The 21,506-nt window shown below is 54.2% G+C and carries 10 protein-coding genes; 7 read left to right on the forward strand and 3 right to left on the reverse strand.

The window, feature by feature from the left end:
- Both ACN0TA_RS18220 and ACN0TA_RS18225 read right to left on the reverse strand, forming a co-directional pair.
- Positions 1-197 (reverse strand): hypothetical protein (locus ACN0TA_RS18220; protein WP_417585624.1); only part of this gene is annotated, 197 nt, incomplete at its 3' end.
- Between the two features lie 970 nt (positions 198-1,167).
- Positions 1,168-4,458 carry a DUF3883 domain-containing protein gene (locus ACN0TA_RS18225; protein ID WP_417585626.1) on the reverse strand — a complete coding sequence of 1,097 codons (3,291 nt, stop codon included), beginning with the start codon at positions 4,456-4,458 and terminating at the stop codon, positions 1,168-1,170.
- A 315-nt stretch (positions 4,459-4,773) separates the two neighbouring features.
- Here ACN0TA_RS18225 and ACN0TA_RS18230 point away from each other — a divergent pair, with 315 nt between their 5' ends.
- From ACN0TA_RS18230 to ACN0TA_RS18245, 4 genes are all read left to right on the forward strand, one after another.
- Positions 4,774-7,692: an ATP-dependent helicase gene (locus tag ACN0TA_RS18230; protein ID WP_417585628.1), complete on the forward strand. Its 2,919-nt coding sequence runs from the start codon at positions 4,774-4,776 to the stop codon at positions 7,690-7,692.
- The gene (locus ACN0TA_RS18235) at positions 7,689-9,626 is read left to right on the forward strand and encodes a site-specific DNA-methyltransferase (protein WP_417585630.1); all 1,938 of its coding nucleotides are present in this window, start codon (positions 7,689-7,691) and stop codon (positions 9,624-9,626) included. The genes ACN0TA_RS18230 and ACN0TA_RS18235 overlap by 4 nt, the downstream gene beginning before the upstream one ends.
- Positions 9,616-12,324, forward strand: a complete 2,709-nt coding sequence (locus ACN0TA_RS18240; protein ID WP_417585632.1) for a TnsA endonuclease N-terminal domain-containing protein — start codon at positions 9,616-9,618, stop codon at positions 12,322-12,324. The genes ACN0TA_RS18235 and ACN0TA_RS18240 overlap by 11 nt, the downstream gene beginning before the upstream one ends.
- Before the next feature lie 1,403 nt (positions 12,325-13,727).
- The gene (locus ACN0TA_RS18245) at positions 13,728-14,522 is read left to right on the forward strand and encodes a hypothetical protein (RefSeq protein ID WP_417585634.1); all 795 of its coding nucleotides are present in this window, start codon (positions 13,728-13,730) and stop codon (positions 14,520-14,522) included.
- A 218-nt stretch (positions 14,523-14,740) separates the two neighbouring features.
- On the opposite strand, the gene drt4 is transcribed toward ACN0TA_RS18245, so the two are convergent.
- Positions 14,741-16,402: an antiviral reverse transcriptase Drt4 gene (drt4, locus tag ACN0TA_RS18250; protein WP_417585636.1), complete on the reverse strand. Its 1,662-nt coding sequence runs from the start codon at positions 16,400-16,402 to the stop codon at positions 14,741-14,743.
- Positions 16,403-16,984: 582 nt separating this feature from the next.
- Between drt4 and ACN0TA_RS18255 the strand changes: the two genes are divergently transcribed.
- The 3 genes from ACN0TA_RS18255 to ACN0TA_RS18265 all read left to right on the forward strand — a co-directional run bounded on the left by ACN0TA_RS18255 (position 16,985) and on the right by ACN0TA_RS18265 (position 21,067).
- Positions 16,985-17,218 carry a hypothetical protein gene (locus ACN0TA_RS18255; RefSeq protein WP_417585638.1) on the forward strand — a complete coding sequence of 78 codons (234 nt, stop codon included), beginning with the start codon at positions 16,985-16,987 and terminating at the stop codon, positions 17,216-17,218.
- Positions 17,219-17,663: 445 nt separating this feature from the next.
- Complete coding sequence (locus ACN0TA_RS18260; protein ID WP_417585640.1) at positions 17,664-20,060, forward strand: hypothetical protein; 2,397 nt, start codon at positions 17,664-17,666, stop codon at positions 20,058-20,060.
- A complete protein-coding gene (locus ACN0TA_RS18265) occupies positions 20,060-21,067 on the forward strand; it encodes a hypothetical protein (protein WP_417585642.1) in 1,008 nt (335 codons plus the stop codon). Before ACN0TA_RS18260 ends, ACN0TA_RS18265 begins: the two co-directional genes overlap by 1 nt.
- Positions 21,068-21,506 lie beyond the last annotated feature (439 nt).

The raw sequence follows: 21,506 nt of genomic DNA on the forward strand, positions 1-21,506 counted from the left end.
GCCGCATAGCCCAGCAGTCGTGCACGCAGATCGAGGGTCTGCACGCCCTCGTCCTCGGTCAGCTGAAGCAAAAGCCCCCGGATCATTTCGACACGCAACTCCGCCTCGGCCAAGGGACCGGAAGACGAAACGGCAGCCGAACAACGCAAGGGGGGAGTGGAAGGAAAGGCCAGGAGATTGGAAGGCAGCTCAGCCATGGCCCACCTCGCAGCGCGAAGTGGCAACAGAACAGCCAGACAAAGGCGAAACGACAGGGTGGGGCGCGGGCGTAAAAAGGAGGTAGTGCATTCTGCTTATGCTCCTCGAACTGGTTAAGGAGCCGTCACCCGCCGTTGCTACGCGGTTATGGGTGGCGGACCGCACGGGGGTAGCAAACCGGCGTCCGAGGGAACCGGCCAGGCCGAAGCCTGCCCCGCACGGCCCGCCATAGAATGCAGCAGCCACACAATGAAGTGCGGGCCATGCAGCTATGGCGCTGTCGCGCCCTCGAACGGTTTCAGGTTGCTACACCCGGTCGTGGGATTGACCACGACGTGCGCAGTCTAGCGCGGGGGATTGGGGAGAGCAAACAGGCAGGAGGGTAGTCAAGGGTGGCTCGCAGGATGGGCTACGATGGGCTGCTAGCAGGCATCAGCGGACATTCATCCCTGGCGGATATAGACCGTGATTGACGGCCGTAGTAGCGGTAGAGCGGCTACCCCTCCTATTAGCGTGGCCGATCAGCCTTCGTCAGGTTTGCCAACCTGGACAGCAAAGCATTGAAATATACCAACGAAGGGCTGCAGAAGACTTTCTCGCTGCGTTAGCAGAAGAGCTTGCAATCAGTGAGTCGCGATATGAGCAGTGCTGACGATGAGGTCGACCGGGTAACCGAATACCTTTTTAACCGCCGAGCACCGCGATTACGTCGCCATTTCTAGGTTTAGAGCGACCAAGACGTCACTGCACGTCTTTTTGATCACGGTGCGTTGGTTTGCCGGTAGCCGGCTAAGAACGGGGATGAAAGGCGTATTTATGCACGGCCCATCGCGCGGGTTTGAATAAGGGGAAGCGTTCCTTTGCCTGAAGATGGGGCTCATTTGCATACGGCCGCAACGCCCAGCCGTGGAATTCGTTAAGCACAACCGAGGGGGATGTTAGTGCCTGTCTTAGAGCATCCAGCGAGCTTCAGTGAGGTGGCTCTGTATGGGCGATCTGGCTCCAGCCGCTGTCGAACGTGAACGTCCGGGCGTGTGAGATTGGGTTCCGAATCCTGAGTATTCGAGCTTGTGCTGGGTCGGCCGCGTGCTCGACCACGTACAGCCAGTACGCATCACCCTTTTCGCGCGCGCAGTCGAATTGCGCACGTGACAGTCCAACGGGGCGATCTTCCAGGCTGCCTGTCATTGATTTCACCTCGACCCACCGAATCGACCTGCCACTGTTGTCCGCCTCGTAGAGGTCAAAGCCAGGGTTACCATCCGGCGTGCGGCACAGCATTGGTTCAAAGTTGATGATTAGCTCAATGGCGTGCTCTTCGATTTGCATGCGTGCCGCTTGATCGAGGCCATCTGGATCAGGGGCGTCGTCATTTGGGTGTGCGCCGACATAGGAGATGAAGGGGCGCGATCCGGTCTGGCCAGGCGTCCTCTTTCCATGAGTACCGCTATTTCCTTTGCTTCCAGATGCGCCGTGACCACCTGAGCTGCAGTGCGTTCCACCACTGTTGCCCTGGCCATTGCCGCGTGGTGTTCCGCTGCCAGAGCCAGATCCTTCTTGCCCCCCGCGTCCCGCTCCATTGCCCACGCCGTCACCGGAGTCGGGATCGGGTGTGCCGGGCGGGATTTCCGGCATGTCGTCGCCGTACAGATCTTTCGCATCGCCGTACACATCACTATCGGATGGCTCATCAGCCACCGGCTCAGGGGCTATCGATGGCTCAGGTTCGGATGGTGGGTTGGTGATGCCTAGTCGGGAGGTCAGGTCGGCCACGTTGGTAATACCTAGTTTGCGTAGCAGATCGAGCGCCGCCGGATCGATGCCCGCCTCTTTGGCCAGTTGATCGATTATCGGTGGTTTGAAGGCTATCTTGGTCAGCAAGAATGGGTTGGGCTTCCAGCCAAGAGTGCCGAATACCACGAGCCCTGGCGGTACGAGTTCACCGTTGGAGTTGGATACCCAGGCTGCTTTGTTGATGCGGCGCAGAAAGGCCGCAGGAAATGGTGGCGTCTTGCGTTCACCGTAATGCGACCATGTGTAAGAACCATCAAAGACACCGCGTCCGCGACGTTCTTCGAGGTCGCCAAGGCTCTCCCAGAGCAGGCGGCCACGCTCTGCCTGCTGCTCTGTTGGGAGTTTCGGCAGCAGCTCAATGAGATCGTCGAACCCTTGAAGCAACCAGTCGACAACCCGGTCGTTGGCTCCTGAAGTTGTCTCGTAGCCTGTTTGCCGGCGCAACTCCAGCTTCTCATCTCGAGTTAATACATTTGGCGCTTCGAGCGGGCGTGGATATCGCAGTGCGCCGCAGGACTCCAGCAGCTCGCGGATGTTCTCGCCGCGCAGGCAGTCGTAGGCATCATCGACGATGAAGATGCCGTCTACGCCAGCAAAGAGCTGCTTTAAGCGATCGGTAGCGATGTAGATATCGTCGGGCTTGGCGACGTAGCCTTTACCATCGCCAGCATCGACCACCATCACGAAGGAAGTCTCTCGCAATGCTACTCGGAGCTTTTCTTTCTGGATTGCCGAGTCGGTGTTGAAGGCAGCAAGGATGCGTTCGATGTCATCAGCGTAGGCGTCATCATCCACATCCACTTCTTCCTTTCGATATTTCGGCAGGACATTCCGGATGACGTCATCCACTGGATCTGGCTCCGTGATTCTCAGGAACCTTAGAAAAGCGAGGGCCTCCGGTGTCGAGCACACCGTACGGCGCACTGTTGGAAAGCCGGTTGCAATGGCGCTGGGCAAGAAGCCTTTCGCTTCGCCATTCTCGTGGCCAACGACGTGAGAACCATCATCAAGGCGGATAAGCGGGACGGTGTCGAGGCGGCGTCGCAGGGCTGCTTCCTGGCCATTTAGAAACTCGTAAAGCCGCAACACCCATTCATCGGGCTGGGCTTCGAGAAATCTCTTGGTCAGGCTTGGCACTAGCTTCGTCGGCGTGATCTCGTCGACGTCGAGCTCTCGCATCAGATACTGGCGAATCTCGGGGGCCTTGTCCTGAGTAATATCGCCAGACAACCAAACAGCGACCTCCGAGTCAAATAACGCCGCAACCTGGTCCGGGCTGAATAATTCGCGTACCTCCTGTGTGCGCGCAAGCTTGGCCTGATGGGCAGTGACATGCCTGTCGTCGAAAGTCGGAAGCAGCGCCTCCTCCAGAAATGCTTGCTGAACGGCATCGAACATCGGCGCGAACCGCGAGTCTTGTGGGAACTTCTCGCGGTCTAGCGGTAGACACCGAAGCGCCGAGACATCCAGCATCGCGTTGTCCCGCATCCAGTGCATTGCTTCTACTAGCAAGCTGGACGTTTCCTTAACCAGATGCTGGTTCCAAGGCTCGCCAGGTGGGATGTTGTCGCGACTGGGGGTGGTGCGGTACGGCCCCTGCACGAGAAAGCCAAGGTGGCTCTCAACCACGGTCGGAAAGAACACTACCAATGGCGACTTGGCCAGTGGCTGCACAGCCCAGCGACCGGGGGTGTCCTTCACAGCAACCTGCGAGAAGGCGATTTCCACCCGCCCGGCCTTTTGCTGCTCGGCAGAAAATACGTCACGGTGGAATACCAGCCAGTTCTGATCGATTCCGGGGCGATCATCATCGTTGCCAAGCACCGTGAGGCGCTGAACATTGGGGCCGAGCATCTCGGGGCTGTTGCGCAGATAGAACCCAGAAGCGCTGCCTTCAACGCTCCAGTTGATTTCGTCGATGTGACGCAAAAACAGCAGAGCACCCGGGCCCAAGTGGCGAAACCCTGCCGTGATGTCCTGGAGTGCGCTCGTGTCTCCCGGTTTCAGGGGCAGGATGATCTGCGTCTCGTCCGCTTCCCGCGCCGAACGCGGCATCCGCTTGGGAAAGACGTAGTTTTCAATGGCGAAATCCTCATAGCCAGAGTGAATCTCCGGAAGATCAGTGACGGTGTAGACCGACTTGAAACCGAGCCCAAAGCGACCAATCGACGACTCGTTCTTGGTGCTCTCGGCGATGTCGCAGACGCTTCGGACGTCGGCCTCATCGAACGGCTTACCAAAGTGGGAGAGGGTAAGGCGGTCTGCGCTCAGGGAGAAAGTGACTTTACGCGAGCCATGCCAATCGCCGCGTCTACCAAGGGCATCCTCGGCATTTTGCAGGAGTTCGAATATGAAATGCGTACGGTCGTCGTAGAGCCCGGCTGCCAGCCTCCCTGACTTCTGAGCGCCCTTAGTGCCGTAGCTCTCCCGGTTTTCCTTGCAAATTTCTTCGTAATTCGAAGCCACCGTTAATCCCTCTCGGTAAGGCAAAATTTTGATGCCAAGTCTGCACAGTCGGGTAGTAAAATGACAACTCGAGCTGTTAGTCAGAGCCACGATAAAATGAGTCGTAGGCTCGATGAGCAACGAGTCGCGTGGGGGTATGCCTGATGAGGCTGTTGTTTTTAAAAGGCTGCAAAGCGTGGTTTATAGCTTAGCTGTCAAGAGCAGACTCCAAGCTCTTGAGTTTGCTTGCTGCATTGCGTTTATCGGCAAATTAATGCTGTTGGCGCATAGTGAGCTGCAGTTTCATGCCGACAATGGACGTTGCTAAGGGGCTGCATGACATCCAGCACAACCACTCTTCAATCCAAAGCCAATCCACAACAGCTTGAAGCCATTCTGGCCACCGACGGCCCGGTGCTCATCATCGCAGGGCCAGGCTCTGGCAAGACCTTCACCCTGGTTGAGCGCATCGTCTATCTCATCACTCACAAGGGGGTCGCACCGGAGTCGCTGTTGGTCGTCACCTTCACCGATAAGGCTGCGCGCGAGCTGACTACCCGCATCTCCAACCGTTTGGCTGAGATCGGTATCCAGTTCAACCTCAATGAGATGTACCTCGGCACTTTCCACTCCATCTGCCTAAGGCTCTTGGAGGACTACCGCGAGTTCACCCGACTCAAGCGAAGCTTCACACTGTTCGATCAGTTCGATCAGCAGTACTTCCTCTACCAGCACATCAAAGAATTCCGCGAGCTGCCAGGCGCTCAGCTTGTCATGGGCCATGACCAAACGGGGCGTTGGGCGCAGTCGGAGAACCTACTCAAGTGGCTCAACAAGGTCAGTGAGGAGGCGCTTGATGCTGCCATGCTTGCGGTGGCCCCGGAAGCGGAAATCCGCGCCCTGGCCACCTGTTTTGCCAAGTACCAGGAGCTGCTCAACGAGCACAACTCACTGGACTTTTCCGGCATCCAGTACGAGGCCCTGCAACTGCTGGAGAAACACCCCGAGGTGCTGGCGCAACTGCGCGACAAGCTCACTCACCTGATGGTGGACGAGTACCAGGACACCAACACCATTCAGGAACGCATCCTTCTGTTGCTGGCGGGCGAGCGTCGCAATCTGTGCGTGGTGGGCGACGACGACCAGGGCCTGTACCGCTTTCGAGGGGCCACCATACGCAACATTCTGGAGTTCCCGGCGCTGTTCAACGACGGCCAGTGCAAGCAGGTTAAGCTGACCGTCAACTACCGCTCGCACCCGGACATCATCCGTTTTTACAACGAGTGGATGAAGGAGCAGGTTTGGGACGACGGCGCTCGGGTGTTCCGCTTCGCCAAGAAGATTGTCCCGCGCGAGGACGACTTCCCCGAGCAGCCCACGGCGGTGCGGCTGGCCGCCAAGGATGACAGCGGTGACGCCTGCAACTGGCACGCCGAGGTGCTGGCCTTCCTGAACGGCCTTAAGGGCTCCGGCCAGCTTGCGGACTGGAATCAGGTGGCCTTTCTGTTCCGCTCGGTCAAGAGCGATAAGGTGGTGGCGTTGGCGCGTTTTCTCGAAGCGCAGGGCATGCCCGTGTTCTCGCCTCGCTCGAATATGTATTTCGAGCGCGAGGAAATCCGCTTGATGATTGGCGCGCTGATCTTCCTGTTCCCGCAGTTTCCCAAGGTGCGAGCATGGGCCGAAGGCGTCACACTGCCCGTCTGGGACTTCTACGACCATCAGTGCTTCAAACCCTTCATTGACGAACTGCGCAAGCCTGAGAACAAAGCGCTGTTGGACTGGGCACGCCCGTTGGCCAAACGCCACGCGATACTCACGCAGAACACCGACTACGCCTTCTCCGGTTTGTTCTACCAGCTGCTGCAGTTCCCGCTGTTCTCGCGCTTCCTCACGGATGAGGCCTTGCAGGGCGTGGACAAGGGGCGCGCGGCGCGCAATCTCGGTACCTTCTCCAAGCTGCTCACTAAGTTCGAGTACCTGCATTTTGTCAGCGTACTCAACCCCGAGTGGCTGGAGAAGAATCTCCGTGACCTGTTCAACCAGTTCCTGCGTTTCCTGCAGGATGGCGGCATCGGCGAATATGAGGACGAAGCCGAGTACGCGCCCAAGGGCTGCGTCTCCTTCCTCACAATCCATCAATCCAAGGGGCTGGAGTTTCCGGTGGTAGTGTGTGGCTCGCTGGAGGCGGTGCCACGCAAACAGTACAGCGCGCTCGACGTATTGCTGGAAGACGGTGGCTACCTTTCCAAGGAGCGCTTCGAGCCGCTCGACCACATCAAGAACTTCGACTTCTGGCGGCTGTTCTACACCGCCTTCTCGCGTGCCCAGAACCTGCTGGTACTGGCAGCGCAGGAAAAACAAGGACGTGGCAAGTCGCCGTCCAAATACTTCGAGCGGCTGTTCTACGAGCTGCCCAACTGGCGTGACGTTGATCTCGCGGCGCTGACCTACGAAGCAGTAAAGCAGATCAACCTCAAGCGCGAATATTCATTCACCTCGCACATCACGGTATTCGAGAACTGCGCCGAGCAGTACCGCTTCTTCAAGGAACTGGAGTTCGCGCCCATCCGCGAGAGCCCGATGCTCTTCGGTACGTTGGTGCACCAGACCATCGAGGACATTCATAAGACCGTGTTGCGCGGCGAGGAAGGAGCCATTTCACCCGACGCCATCTCAGGCTGGTTCTCAACCAATTACGCGATGCTCTCGAAGAAGGAACGCGTCTACCTTGCGCCCAGCTCGCAACAGGCGGCGCTGCTGCACGTCTTGCGCTACTACGAGCGTGAGAGTGGCCACTGGGATCGCATCAAGGAGGCCGAGGTCGAGATCTCGCTCATCAAGGATCAGTACATCTTGAAGGGCAGCGTCGACCTGATTCGGGGCGAGCACGACACGGTCGAGATCATTGACTTCAAGTCGGAGAAGAAGCCCGATATGGAGAAGGATCGGGATCGTCTGCGCCAGTACCAGCACCAGCTAGAGGTGTACGCCCATCTGGTGGAAGAGCGCACTGGCCAGAAGGTCAGTCGGATGCACCTCTATTACACCGGCGAAGACGGCGGTAACCCTTATGTCTCCTTCACCAAGGACGACCTCGCCATCGGCAAGACCATCGCGCGCTTCGACGACATCGTTGCACGCATCGAGCGGCAGGACTACGCCATCACCGCACGCCCGGCCAAGCTGTGCCTGAGCTGCGATATGCGCGCCTACTGCGACAACAAAAATTGGAAATTTAGGAATAGCAACAGATGAGCAAACCTACATTTGTGCAGAACAGCCTGCAACTGGCCACGTCTGGCGATGGCTCCACTAACGTCGAGAAATACGAGTTCGAGCCGATTAAGGGCTACCCGATGCTCAATTGGCGCGGTAAGCGCCCATTCACCTCGACGCAGTATTACCCGGCTCAGCTAAAGGAGACCTATGGCGAAGAGGTAGCTGGTTGGCGCAATAAGATTTTTTGGGGTGACAACCTTCAAGTGATGAGCCATTTGCTAAAGGAATTCAGGGGGAAGATAGATCTCGTTTACATCGATCCGCCGTTTGATTCAAAGGCAGATTACAAAAAGATGGTAAAGGTGAGGGGCACGAAGGCGTCGAACGATTCAGGTTCATTTGAGGAGAAGCAATATTCTGATATTTGGACAAATGATGAGTACTTGCAGTTCATGTATGAGCGCCTCGTTCTAATTCGTGAGCTTATGTCGCCAAATGCATCCATATACGTGCACATTGGCCCGAATGCGAGCCATTACATCAAGGTCATTCTTGATGAAGTGTTTGGCCAGGAAAACTACGTAAACGAAATCATCTGGAGGCGTGCTTTTGGGCACAGTGACTCAGGTCAGTGCGGAGTGATCCATGATGCCATCTACCTTTATGGAAAAAATAAAGCACGAACCTGGAATGAGGTTTTCCATGCTCCAAGCCAAGAATATATTGATACATTCTTCGACTGTTATGACAAGGAGCGAAAAGAGCGATACCAGCGACTAAGCCTTTCCGCCGATGGACTCAGCGGGGGTGGGTATGTATACGAATTCAAAGGTGTACGCACAAATTGGCGCTGCCCTTTAGAGACACTTGAACAACATGAGAAGAACGGACGCCTGCACTGGCCAAAGAAAATTGGAGGAGTTCCGCGTCTTAAGAAGTACGAAAGTGAATATGAAGGAATGCCGCTTCAAGACATGTGGACGGATATCAGTAAGATCCATAACCAGTCATCAGAACTTGTCGGGTATCCCACGCAAAAACCAGAGGCCTTGGTAGAGCGAATCGTCAAGGCGTCTAGCAACCCTGGCGATATTGTATTTGACTGCTTTATGGGTTCTGGAACAACCCAAGCAGTCGCTATGAAGCTTGGCCGACGATTCATCGGGGCGGACATCAATCAGGGAGCCATCCAAACAACTACGAAGCGCCTGATCAGCATTGGCGATGGGCTTCGCCAGCAATTGCTTGGTGGCAAGGAAACCTATTTCACTGGCTTCCAAATTTACAACGTCAACCATTACGACGTATTCCGCAACCCCGTCCAAGCCAAGGAGCTATTGATCGAGGCCTTGGAAGTGCAGAAACTGGAATTCAGTACTGTATTCGACGGGGAGAAGGACGGGCGTATGATCAAGATCATGCCTGTTAACCGTATCGCCACGCGTGCCGATCTGAACGAGCTGACCGCTGGCTTCGATTACAAGTCGTGGGAGCGCAAGCAGAGCGAATCCCCAAACCGCCCGGTTGAGAAGATAACTCTCGTCTGTATGGGCCACGAGCCGGACTTGGCTGCGCAACTGGAGCTGGCCGCCCATCCCTTCAAGATCGACGTCGAGGTGGTGGATATCCTACGCGACAAGGCCGACTTGGAGTTCAAACGCGACTCACAGGCCAAAGTGACCATCAAGAACGGCGAGCTGCTGATCGAGCGCTTCTACCCGATGAATTTGCTGCAAAAGCTTTCACTGCAGAAGGAGGCGGTCGATGACTGGAAAGAGTTGGTCGAATCGGTGCTAATCGACTGGAATTTTGATGGCGCAGTACTCCAACCGGCAGTGGTAGACATTCCTGGTAAGAACGATCTGGTCAAAGGTGTATATAAGGTACCGACCGACGCGGGGACGATCCGCGTGAAGATTACCGATCTACTCTCGGAGTCTTGGGAGGGGAGCGTAAGCAATGGCGATTAAGACCAAAGCCAACCGCAAGTCGGCTAGCAGCACCAGTACGTCGCTAGATTTCGCCTTCTTCCGTTTTCTCTGGCAGTTCCAGCAGGACAACCGGGGCAAGCTGCGTCAGAGCTACCGCGAGCTGACGCGCAAGTACCTCGACTTCAACAACCCTGAGAAGAACCCCAAAGCCTTCCTGCGCCAGCCGCAATTCGAGGCGTTGGAAACCTACGTCTTCTTGAAGGAGTTTCTCGGCAACGCCAAGGTCGAGGAAATCTTCAAGGCATGGTACGAGCGAAGCGGTAAATTCGAAGGCCGCAATTTTGGCTCTTTCCACGGCGTCGCCGGGCAGGAGATGTTTTCGTTTGGCGAGTCCGACGAGCTTGAGCTGAACTCGTATAAGGTGCTGTTCGAGAAGATGCGCAAGAACTCGCGCACCTACCCGAACTACATCTTCGCGCTCACGATGGGCACTGGTAAAACCATCCTCATGGCCACCTGCGTCTTCTATGAGTTCTTGCTGGCTAACAAATTTCCGAAGGACGCGCACTACTGCCACAACGCCCTGGTGTTCGCGCCGGACAAGACGGTGTTGCAGTCGCTCAAGGAAATCGAAGCCTTCGATCTGACCCGTGTGGTACCGCCGGAGTACGTCAACTTCCTGACCACGCACCTGCGCTTTCACTACCTTGAGGAAGCTGGCACCTCGCTGGACACGCTGGATCGCTCGCGCTTTAACATCATCGTCTCCAACACGCAGAAGATCATCCTCAAGCGCAAGCACAAGGAAAAAACCTCTGTCGATAAGCTGTTTGGTTCCACCGGAGAAACGCTATCGGCCACCGGCGTCTATGCCGATGCCGCCGACCTCTACAACTTCGACCAGCCGGAAGAAGAAGGCGAGCTGACCACCAACCAGCGCTTCGAAAAGCTGCGCCGTCTTGAGCAGCTTGGCATCTATGTTGACGAGGCCCACCATGCGTTCGGCAAGACGCTAGCGAAGGATATGGGCATCGGAGCTAAGGAAACGGACACTAGCCTGCGCACTACCATCGACATCCTTGCAGCCAGTCTCAGCGCGGCGGGCACTCGGGTGGTTGCATGTTACAACTACACCGGTACGCCCTACGTGGGGCGCGAAGTGCTGCCTGAGGTTGTCTACGCCTACGGTCTGAAAGAGGCCATCGACAAGGGCTTTCTCAAGAAAGTGACGCTTCACGGCTATGCCAATACCCGCACTGACGAGTTTGTCGACATCGCTATCGAGAACTTCCTGAAGGAATCCGGTGATCTGCGTCCGGAAGGCTTGCTGCCCAAGTTGGCATTCTTCGCTGCCACTGTGGAGGAGCTGATCGGGGAGCTGAAGCCAGCCGTCGAACGTGTGCTGCTCAAGTACGGCATTTCAACCTCGCGCATCCTGGTCAACGTGGGTGATAGCAAAATCACCACCAACGACGACATCCGCGAGTTCAATCGGCTGGACACTGAAGGTTCGGAGAAACAGTTCATCCTGTTGGTCAACAAAGGCCGTGAAGGTTGGAACTGCCGCTCGTTGTTCGGGGTTGGGCTGTTCCGTGAGCCGAAATCCAAGGTGTTTGTGCTGCAGGCCACCATGCGTTGTTTGCGCGCCATCGGCGAGGCCCAGCACACCGGTCACGTCTTCCTTTCAGACGACAACCTCAACACGCTCAATGACGAACTGCAACAGAACTTCCGCATCAGCGCCGATGAGCTGCAAAAGGTCGGCAAGGACAAAGAGCGCGTGGAAGTGCGTGTGGTTGAACCGGCGGTCAAGATCAAGCTAGTGCGCGTGCGCAAGCTCTATCAGATGCGTGAGAAGCAACTGGTTAAGGGGCAAGAGTTGATGCCCGAGCGATCCAGCCGAGAGAAATGGAACGAGCTGATCGAAAAGTACCGACTCATTGAAACGCAGCAAGACGGTCTGCCCGCCGCCGACGCTATGCGTGCGTCCGCTAGCCGCACCATCGATCTCACTGCCCGCCGTGAGAAGCGCATTTTCTCGCCTATGACGCTAGTGGCAGAGGTGTCGCGTTATCTCAACCGAAGCCCCTTGGAAATCGAGGAGCTGCTCGACGCGACTAAAGAAGGCTCCTCCGAACTGGTGGTTATGACTAACGAGTTCAACGAGCTGCTCTATGACGAGATCATCCCACGCCTGTTCCGTCTGCTGTTTGATCTTGACGAGTACGAGAAGAAAGATGAGTACGAAGTCGATTTGATCAAAATACCTGCCAACGGCTACTACGAGGTGTCGGCGGCGAAGGACAAGATCGTGAAGATGCATGACGCGCAGATCAAGGACGAGGAGCGCGCCAAGAGCTTCCACCTCGACACCTACTGCTTCGACTCCGGATCGGAGAACTGGTTGTTCTGGGACCTATTGCGAGAAGAGCGTGTGAGGAAAATCTACTTCACCGGAATGCTGACCCACGGCCAGTCCGACTTCTTCATCCAGTACATCGACCCCGATTCACGTACCGTGCGGAGTTACTACCCCGACTTCATCTTTCAACGCGAAGAGCCAGATGGCAGCCTGAAGTACGTGATCGTCGAGGTGAAGGCCGACAACCAGATCGAGGATGCGGTGGTGCAAGCCAAGAAGGACTTTGCCCAGCAGATCGCGGTGGCCAGCGGGATGGAGTATCGAATTCTCAAGTCGTCCGATGCGGACAAGCGGCACTTTAGGATGTTGCTCTAAAGAGCACGTTGCTTAGGGAGCCAATTATGGGGACTTCATTGCCCAAAAAGAAACTCTCGAAGTCCAAGCTCTCGCTATATCTGCGTACGCAGTGTGACAAAGAGCTATACTTATTATTATTTAACGTGAGCGCACAGGATATGGCCGCTGCGGGATTGTCCGCACCGCTGAAATCCAGACCAAATTTGCAGCTCGTAACCGGTGCGGGAAACGCATTTGAGAATGCTCAGTTTCAGATGCTTGTGGCCAGATTAAGCGGGCATGTCCGTTACGCTCCAAGTTCAACGACATTGATCTCTTAGTAGAGCTACCTACCGTTACCTCCAACTCTGTGCATTCAGCCCGCAATTGAGTCGGAGACTTTTCGCACAAATCTGCTGAACAATCTTGGTGTCTCCTCTGCAGATCAGCCCTCCATCCCTGTACTAGCAGGGATGCGCCCCGACCTTATCCTGGTGGATCAACCAGTGGTGGGTGAGGTGCTGCCAAACGGAAGTCGGAGACGCACGCAAGGTCGACGAGAACCTGCCCAGATGCTCGATGCCCTGGACTGCCCGGGGCAGGGCGCAAGCTTCGTGCTCGGCCACAACGTCATTGGTCAAGTCTGCCAATCCCCATACAACAGGGCCCCGAGCTGACTGCATCACCCCTTGTTGTTCGATCTGTCATGGCGGACTCAGAACCGCGGGATTACGCATACTTCAGGCCATAAGCGGGACTGTTACTGCGGTGGAGCGGCTCAGTGACACCTTCAGGCCTGCCGTGCGCTTTGGAGCGACCTCAAGAGGCTTCGTCCAACTGTTGAACGATACAAATAATTGCTCATATACGCGTCCGAGATCTGAGAATTGAACGAGATACGAAGCTGGCTCGATAGGTTATTGAACAAGCACGGGGCCGCTCAGTCGTGGGCAGACCATCGACGTGTCGAAGCGCTCGAACTCGTGGCACAGGCTGGAAATGACGCCGCATGGGTTGGCCTGTCTCGCCACTGCAACGGTTTCGTGCGGGAAGTTTGTGTGAGGGAGTTGAACCGCACGCGTTCACCTGACGCGCTAGTTGCGTTGCTCGACAGGCTAAACGATTGGGTGCCACAGGTCCGTGATCTCGCAGCGGCCGGACTCAAACAGTATCTGTCTCCTTCCCAGGCACCCGCGCTGCTAGCGGCGCTTGAGCCGCTCATCGCCCTTGAAGCACGGCAGAGGGTCGATCATGGCCCCACGCTCATGGCGGCGCGCACGGTATTACAATCCCCGCTCGTTCGGGAGGACGTTTATCGAAACTTTCTGACACGACAGGGTAAAGCAGCGCGCTACCTGTTTGACCTATTGCTAGAGTGCGAGGGTGAGCCCGAGGCGCTTCTTCGGTCTGTGCTAGCCCACCGGGAGCTCACCGTACGGCTAATGGCAGTGGCTGCTTGTAAGCAACTACCCGCTTACCAGGCGCGTCCGTTGCTAGCTGAAGCCTTGCCGCAACCTGGCGCCAGCGTTCGGGTTTGCGTGCTGCGGGCATTGCTGCCCCTACTTGATGATCCGCGCGACGTATTACGCGACGCGTTGTTGGACGCGTCCCGAGGTGTTAGGGGGGTTGCATGCTGGGCAGCTCCACGCAGCGGCCTCGATGCCGCTGCTATTCTCGCAGATCGACTTCAAGGTGAGATGCCAGTGACGAAGAGAGGCTGGCTAGGCATTCTTGGTCTCGCCGATGAGCTTAAGGTCGAACTCGATATGCATTGGTTGGAGAAGGCACTGCGCTCCGGCTACCCAACCGTGCGCGAGTCTGCCGTGCTGCAGCTTCGCGACGGTCATTTATCGCTTTTGTTTGAGATGCTAGAGGAACCTTCAGACAGGGTTTTTAGTGCCTCGGTCGAGCGGCTTGGTAAGCAACCTTGGTCGTCATTAAAAGAGCTGGACAGTAAACTGTCTCAGCGCTGGCATGCGCTGCCGGCAGCCCGTCGCGAAGCGATTTTGGGATTGCTGCCTGCTTGGCAACAGCTGGCATTCCTACTCGCTCGGCTGGGTGAGGAAACCGATCTCCAAGCATTCTGGCTCCGTCAGCTGGCTCTTTGGTGCGATCGACAGCATTTGATGGTTGACCCGGTGACACCCAGAATCGAGCGCGCGGCAGCAGCAGAGCAGGTAATGCAACTGGCCGCTCAAGGCCTTTTGAGCATCGAAAAGGTGCAGCGAATACTCTGAGTACTTGTGTTGTCACCAGAATGAATCTTGACCGCGCGGGTATGGCCCGCAGCTACCCGGCCGATAGCTGCGGCTCTGTCCCGGCCGCTTCCGGCCAGAAGCAGACGCTCCGAGTAGAAAAGTAGTTCTGTACTTTTTCTCCAAAGGAAAGACCGCAACATCGACGTAGACTATAGTCCCAGCCAACGCGAATATGGCCTTATGATTAGAGCAGGAGGTTATAGATTCCCGTCCAAAAAGGCTTGGAAGCTCACCGGATTTTCTCCCGTCTCCCTAAACGGATTGGAGTAGTAGAAGCAATAGTCTTCGGCCTTGGAGCTCCTTTTTGGAGGGTTCAGGAACTGGACGTCATGCTTCTTAAGGATCTCGAACGTCGGCTCTTCGGCATATGGGTTTGCGATCTCTCCGTGGAAGAAGAGCTGATACAAAAGAATCCAGTACCGATCTAGCTCGTAAAGGCCTCCGCCCTCAATCACCTGATTTGCAAAGGCCACCGCAGCTTCCTCTCCAGTCTCGAAGCTACTTAGTAGTGCAATAGCAGTAGCATCTAGCGTCTCTACCACACGCGTGACGTTTTCTGGCGTTGGCTGTGCGCTTAGTTGCTTCAGATAATACAGAGCCCAGCACATGCCATCAGAACGTCGATGTAATGCATTGACCTCCAAGATATGGTTGAACTTATGAACCAATGAGTCCTTATCGTAGTAGTCGGATGTGACATCTATTTTTTCAAGCAATGGCAATAGAATTGGGTAATGCCAACTGAGGTTTAATACATACTGGAATACTGTAGCGGCGGTATCGCCTTTAGCTCTGCCGCATATAAAACCTGCCGCAAGCTTCAAGACGCTGCCGTCAGGTTCTGCTCTGTTCAAATGAACAGCGAAGTCTAAGAAGCTTATCGCGTCATGGGTGTACAGAGATAAAGATCCGCTGGGCTCCATCTTCCATGGTATGGCGTTAGTTAGCTTGGTAACCCAAGAGTCTACCAATGGCTCTGGAAGCTCTGTGATCTTGGTTTTGCTGAGGTTTAGGGTTAAGCGGTACTGAGACAGAGCGATGCTGAGGGCCCGAATGAAATCTTGGGCCTCTAGATGCGTCGAGCAGTAGGCGGTGTAGTCGTCGATGTATCGAATAAATCGAAATCTTCCTGCAAGCTCTTTATCGACTGCTGCAAGGATTATTTCTACGGCAATACTGGAGGTGCAGGGGCCAATAGGGAGGCCTGTCGTCTCTTTACGCTTTGTATTTCGAAGCGCTGTGTCGAAGGCAGAGCTCCAGTGTCTGGGGCCCTTTTTATTCTGAAGCTGCTTCTTTAGCTGCTTCTTTGCCTCATCATATCCCTGAATCGCCCATTCCAATGAGTGCGTATAAATGGAGCCGAAGCAATTGGCTACGTCTGCATGAGCTCTAAATCCGGCACCGAAGCTGCGATCTAACGTATTCTTGGTTTTTGTTTCATGATCCTCATAATTCATGATGAAAATCCGGCCATCATTGTGCTGCTCGGCAGTAATGGCGCTATTCTCATCATGCATGAGCTCGAGCAATTCTTCTCTGTGTATCTTAATAGTGGCAAATAACTTCGAGTAGGCAAGAGGGTGTATAAGACCCAAGGCTCGAGGCACATTATTAAACCGTGTTGCCTTGTACTCCACCAAATCAAACTGGAAATCCTTCCGGTCGCTGGTCAGCGCTATTTCTGATAGTTCTTCCGCCACTTCTGGAGTAAACCTGCTGGTTGAAAAGCAGGGAGGTAGTTCAGTTGAAGAGTCCTTTTGATTAGGAAAATAGTTCCAGCGAGTCAGGGCTTCTAGGAAGTGTCTTTCTGCGTCGAGGAATACCGCGATATTTGAAGTGGGATTGGTAAATTCTTTCACGGGCTTCATGCCTCTTAGGGGCTCGCATACTAAATAAGAAGGTGCGAAGCATCATGTGTTTGCTCGTCTGGCAGTTATGAGGCTTTCAATCCTTGCCGTGTGCAGTGGCGCCTTCACAGATACAGCAGTTTGCCATCAAGCGATAGCTCCACTCTAGGTCTGTGCCTGGCAGCTGAAGATCCACTGGAGTAACTCGATATCCCAATGGCATGGAGATCATCGCTATACCACTAGTGAGCTTGGCCCGGCCAATGGTGATGTCGAGCAAAACGTGGTTGTCCGCTTTTGGCCGAAACCCGACATTTTCACCGCCCCCGCGTCAGCGATGAGCGCCCCCTGGGTCGAGACGGCTCCGTCCGTCTCGATGCGAAGCACGCCAGCGCGACCCGGCCCCGCCGGGTGACGCCTTATCTTTGCTCTTTTGCTCTTTTGCTCTTTTGCTCTTTTGCCGTTGCCCTATCTCACACCCGTCGGAAACCCCCGCAACCACACCCCACCGCGACCTCACGCACCTACCTACACCGGGCATTTGCCGCTACAGTGCAGGCAGCCCCGTAGTCTGTTGCAAGGATCGCCGTCCGGATGGCTTCACCGTCTCAACCCAAAAGCCTGATCTTCGATCTTGAAGTCACCCCCGGCAAAGCCGACCAACCCGACCGTATCTTCATGGTCGGTGCCCTGCGCCCCGACCCGGGCGAGGAACTCGAACGCAAGGTCGAAAAGGACCTGCCCAGTGTCCTCGGTGGACAGCCTGGGGCAGGGCGCAAGCTTCGTGCTGGGCCACAACGTCATCGACCACGACCTGTCGATCCTTAAAGAGCAGGCCCGACGCTGCCCTGCACACCGCTTGTTGATCGATCTGTGACGGATTCAAATCCGCGGGATTACGCACGTTTGGCCTTGCTGGAGCGCGACGCTGAGCCCAAGGCACTTCTTCGGTCTGCGCTAGCCCACCGGGAGCTCACTGTACGGGTGAAGGGCTGGACGCAGCTCCTAGGGACACATTGCATTCCGTTACTGCTGGCTATCTCTGGTACCCCGAACATGGCATATTGCCCTATCAAGGAACACAGGGCAGTTGAGGCAACAGCTGCGAAACGGGACGACTCAATGCTTAATTTAATAATAAGTTTCTCGTAATATTTCGCCCCCGATCTTTCGAGCTGCTGTTATTAGCGCATCCTGGTTCAAAAGAGGTAGACGTCGGCTGGAAAATTCATAAAGAAAATGATTGGTTAATGTGTTACGACGGGATGGATTAATGATTTCAGCCAGTGGCAATACGCGCCAGACGTTAGCCGTAGTAAATGCAAAGATTGACTCAATCGCAATGACTGAGGCTGAATCATTGCTTGCTCGGCTTATCTCTAACATAAGCCTTGAAGAACTAGCTATTGTTGCGCCTGAATTGCGAGAGGCTATTGATAGATTTCTTCCTAAGCGAAGGAGAAAACTACAAAAACTCCTTAGCGATTGCTTAAAAAATCCCGCGCCAAGTGACAGCCAAGCTCAAAAAATCACAAGCCCATCAGTAGAGTTAGGGCGGGAGTTAGACAACTATAAGCTTCGCCTTAATAAACTTGAGACATCCCACATCTTCCAGTGGGCGACTTACTATCGCGACACCATCGGATTCATCTATAAAGACATATACGATAATTTAGAGCGTGCAGATGACTGGTCTAGCACCCTGAGCAAGGTGCGCGACCTGTTTACAGAACATTCGACGAACATTGCCGCACGCGGGATATCATATTCAAAGCAGCATGGACTGAGTGATGAGGCCGCCCAATATAAGTCGCTGAGCGGTCTCCAGCAGTTTCTGTACTTAGTAATGAATCTGTATGTCGATAGCCAGGAAAAAATAAGCAATGCGAGTCAAGCAAGATTACACAGAAGCATAGGATCAGCTCTGCTGTGCGGGGTACTAGAAGGCTACGCCGAAGTGTTAAGTTGGACTAAGCTTTGTGACTATCACAAACATTGGGTGCCAGCACTAGGGTTTACGAGTGGGGCGGATGCCTTGCTCTTAATGCAGAGATCGGAGAAGACGATTGATCCGCTTCTAGGGCTGTTTGACACAATAATCCCATTGCTTCTGGCCGTCGACGGGCTTTTCAACAAATATAATGGTCACGACTATTTAGTTACTAGGATTAGCAGAATTCACCAGACAACTCCAATGAGTCTGGAAATAACACTTTTCTCAGTAGTTGGCGGGGTTGCCTCCGAATTTAGTGTGGTGTCAGTATTTTCTGGCGATGTCACAGAGCTAGTTGAAGTTGAGTACTTAGGCATTGATAACTCAACCCTGGCTGTACTAAAAGCGAGCCCGATTGTAATAAGCTGGATAGAACAGCATGACAGGCGAAATTTAATTGACGCCTCCTCGGTAACAGGCTTGTCAGAGCGTGCACACGACTTGTCTGAGCTTGTGCGAGGCGGATTGGAGAAATTAATAGAGTTCAATTCAGAAGTCGAAGGGTCACAACTAATTCGGCATAATTACGCCGAAGATTTCCCTCTTGAAGACCCTGACACCCGGCGGCTTTTTACTGTTGAGAGGCATAGCGTCAGAGTCCTGTTAGAGAAATTTGAGCGTGGTACAGGCATCCATTTGTGGTGCAGTGTCAGGCGGTCAGGTAAGACCACGGCTGCAACAAGCTTGTCGGGGCGTTCTCTAGTGATCTTTCAGACCATGGATCAGGTTACTGACCAAGTCCATCACAACATATTTGAGCGAGAAATAAGAGCAGCACTCGAGTCATTGAAACCAATTGCAAGCGATTTCTTTGAGAATGTCATAACTGCTTGCCTCGCTGGCGCTGGTGCAGAGCGCACAAATAGTAAAGTCATCTTCCTGCTTGACGAGTACGAAATTCTATTCGGAATGTTGGGCGCGATGGCTGCGCAAAACCAAATTATTAAATTCAATGTCGCTCTGCCTTTGTTGAGTCAAATGGTTCGATTCGCCTCTAGAAATTTGCTTATCTTTATGGGGCAAAGACCTGACGCTTATCACATTATTCCAGCGCAGAACCAGCTCAGCCCTTTGGTAAAACAGCATCCGTTCCCGCTATTTGAGCATCTAGAAGGGGGAGGTGACTCTGAATTCAGTCAATTTCTCAGGAAAGTGCTCTCCCAAAATCTTCCGTTCTCACCATCGTTTGCTGACGCAGTTTATGCTGAGACCAGCGGGCATCCTTACCTGACCGTCAATTTGATGGTTGATTTCTGCGACTGGCTCGCCACCAATAATGCGGTGAGTTCTAGTACGTTAGATGCAAACCGATTTGAGCTATTCGCGAAGGCGCGACTTATTCCAGGCGTGCTCAGCAGGAGTTCCTTCTACCCATTCTTCAAGAATCAGTTCTCTGGATACCTTAGTGAAGAATCACGAAGGGATGAGCTTTGGCTCTACGCAATCGCTAGGGTGCTGCACCAAATCGGCATGAAGAATCCAAAAGTACTATCTTGTCCTATTGCACGCTACAACGAATACGCAGCGCAATCGTTAGCAGGCAGTACAACCACTCCACAGGTTCTCTTAACGTCTGGAGTTCTGTCGAATTTCTTCAGGCAGGACAACGGCAACATAAGACCAGCTGTACGACTCATGGCCAGGCTGGCAGCCTGCTCTACTCCGGAGGTTTTATAATGGAACTGGATGCCGAATCCATTGCAGGGTATTTACACGGAGTTGAGTGGGAAGAGAAATCCTTCTTGCGCTTGTTCTGGGTCAAAATCGCTCACGGTTCTAGAGACGCTTTAGCCCATGAAATTAAAAATCTCGAAAGCCCTGACGTAATCGTTCCACTGGTCCTACGTGAAACGTTGTTTCTAAGCGCAAATGCTGTAATGGCGGACTTTTCACGCTTGCTAGATAGCAACCGCCAAAGCTTTGAAGGTTTGAAAATAGGGTGCAACAGAAAAATTACGGTCATTATATTACTAAAAGAGAACTTTAAGCTATCTCAGATCAGCTCACCTGTGACCCTGCCTCGTTGGTTTCCAACGTTAGGCGGAACCGAAACTTACCTCCATATTTCCGACTTGATGTGGAGTGCAGAGCTTGACCTTTTAAACTGCGACGACGCTCAAGTTGGAGCTTTAGCCTCAGCTCTCTATGGGCTTGAATCAACAATAGTGGAGCGTATTAGGCAGGTGTCAGTAGTTGATCATCGTAAAGCAAGGCCGCTAATTGACACACTCTGCGATGGTGCCGGTGCCACCAGTGATGTATTAGACAGATTTGAAGCGACTCTACGGAGCGTGCCCGACCCCAGAGGCTATCGGCCAAACTCGCAAAATAAAAACTCCTTGATTTCACTTCTGTTTTCTATGGTGATGAGGTCATCTCCAGACCTTTTATCTAAGGTGGCTACAAATCTTTGCAAAGCCACAGACGACAGCTCTACTAATACTCTTCGACCGACTCTGTTTGCAATCATGCTGAGGCCTTCTAACAAAACGGATGTAACGATAAAAAACTGGCACTCAATTCTGTTGGCTGCCTACCAGGTTTATCAACTTATGAATGCGGCAGCGCATGCTGGTGAGTACCCAAAATATCCTGCCACGTTGATCCATGCGAATTCACGAGACTTAGTACAGTTTCTTCATGCGGCAAACCAATATGTAGGAGTTTTATTCGCAGAGGGTTAGATCGGCTCCTGGATTGAGCTGATCATGTCTGACTACTCCCTGTAGAGCATCCAAGGTCAAGGACCGCCCGTGGCCGAGCAGCCCTTGAACCTTTTATGAGCCGCAAACTCAGAAGCTTGGAGAGCAATTACCGAATGGAGAATGCTATTTCTCCTAGCGTCCTTTCTTCGTTTCTCGCCGATCGATTGGAGAGAACTCATGTTGGTGAGTCTAAGCAAGGCTAGATCGGCCCCTTTTGGCTAAAAACCGCCATCCCCACCGCCCCCGCGTCAGCGATGAGCGCCCCCTGGGGTCGAGACGGCTCCGCCGGCTCGATGCGCAGCACGCCAGCGCGACCCGGTCAGCCGGGTGACGCCTTATCTTTTGCTCTTTTGCTCTTTTGCTCTTTTGCTCTTTTGCCGTTGCCCTATCTCACACCCGTCGGAAACCCCCGCAACCA

Origin of the sequence: Pelagibacterium sp. (genome assembly GCF_048264985.1) — a bacterium.
GTDB lineage: Bacteria > Pseudomonadota > Alphaproteobacteria > Rhizobiales > Devosiaceae > Pelagibacterium.

Coding starts and splice junctions, on each gene's coding strand:
- ACN0TA_RS18265 (WP_417585642.1), top strand. CDS start 20,060: ATGGAACTGGATGCCGAATCCATTGCAGGGTATTTACACGGAGTTGAG.
- ACN0TA_RS18260 (WP_417585640.1), top strand. CDS start 17,664: ATGATTTCAGCCAGTGGCAATACGCGCCAGACGTTAGCCGTAGTAAAT.
- ACN0TA_RS18255 (WP_417585638.1), top strand. CDS start 16,985: ATGGCTTCACCGTCTCAACCCAAAAGCCTGATCTTCGATCTTGAAGTC.
- ACN0TA_RS18245 (WP_417585634.1), top strand. CDS start 13,728: ATGGCAGTGGCTGCTTGTAAGCAACTACCCGCTTACCAGGCGCGTCCG.
- ACN0TA_RS18235 (WP_417585630.1), top strand. CDS start 7,689: ATGAGCAAACCTACATTTGTGCAGAACAGCCTGCAACTGGCCACGTCT.
- ACN0TA_RS18230 (WP_417585628.1), top strand. CDS start 4,774: ATGACATCCAGCACAACCACTCTTCAATCCAAAGCCAATCCACAACAG.
- ACN0TA_RS18240 (WP_417585632.1), top strand. CDS start 9,616: ATGGCGATTAAGACCAAAGCCAACCGCAAGTCGGCTAGCAGCACCAGT.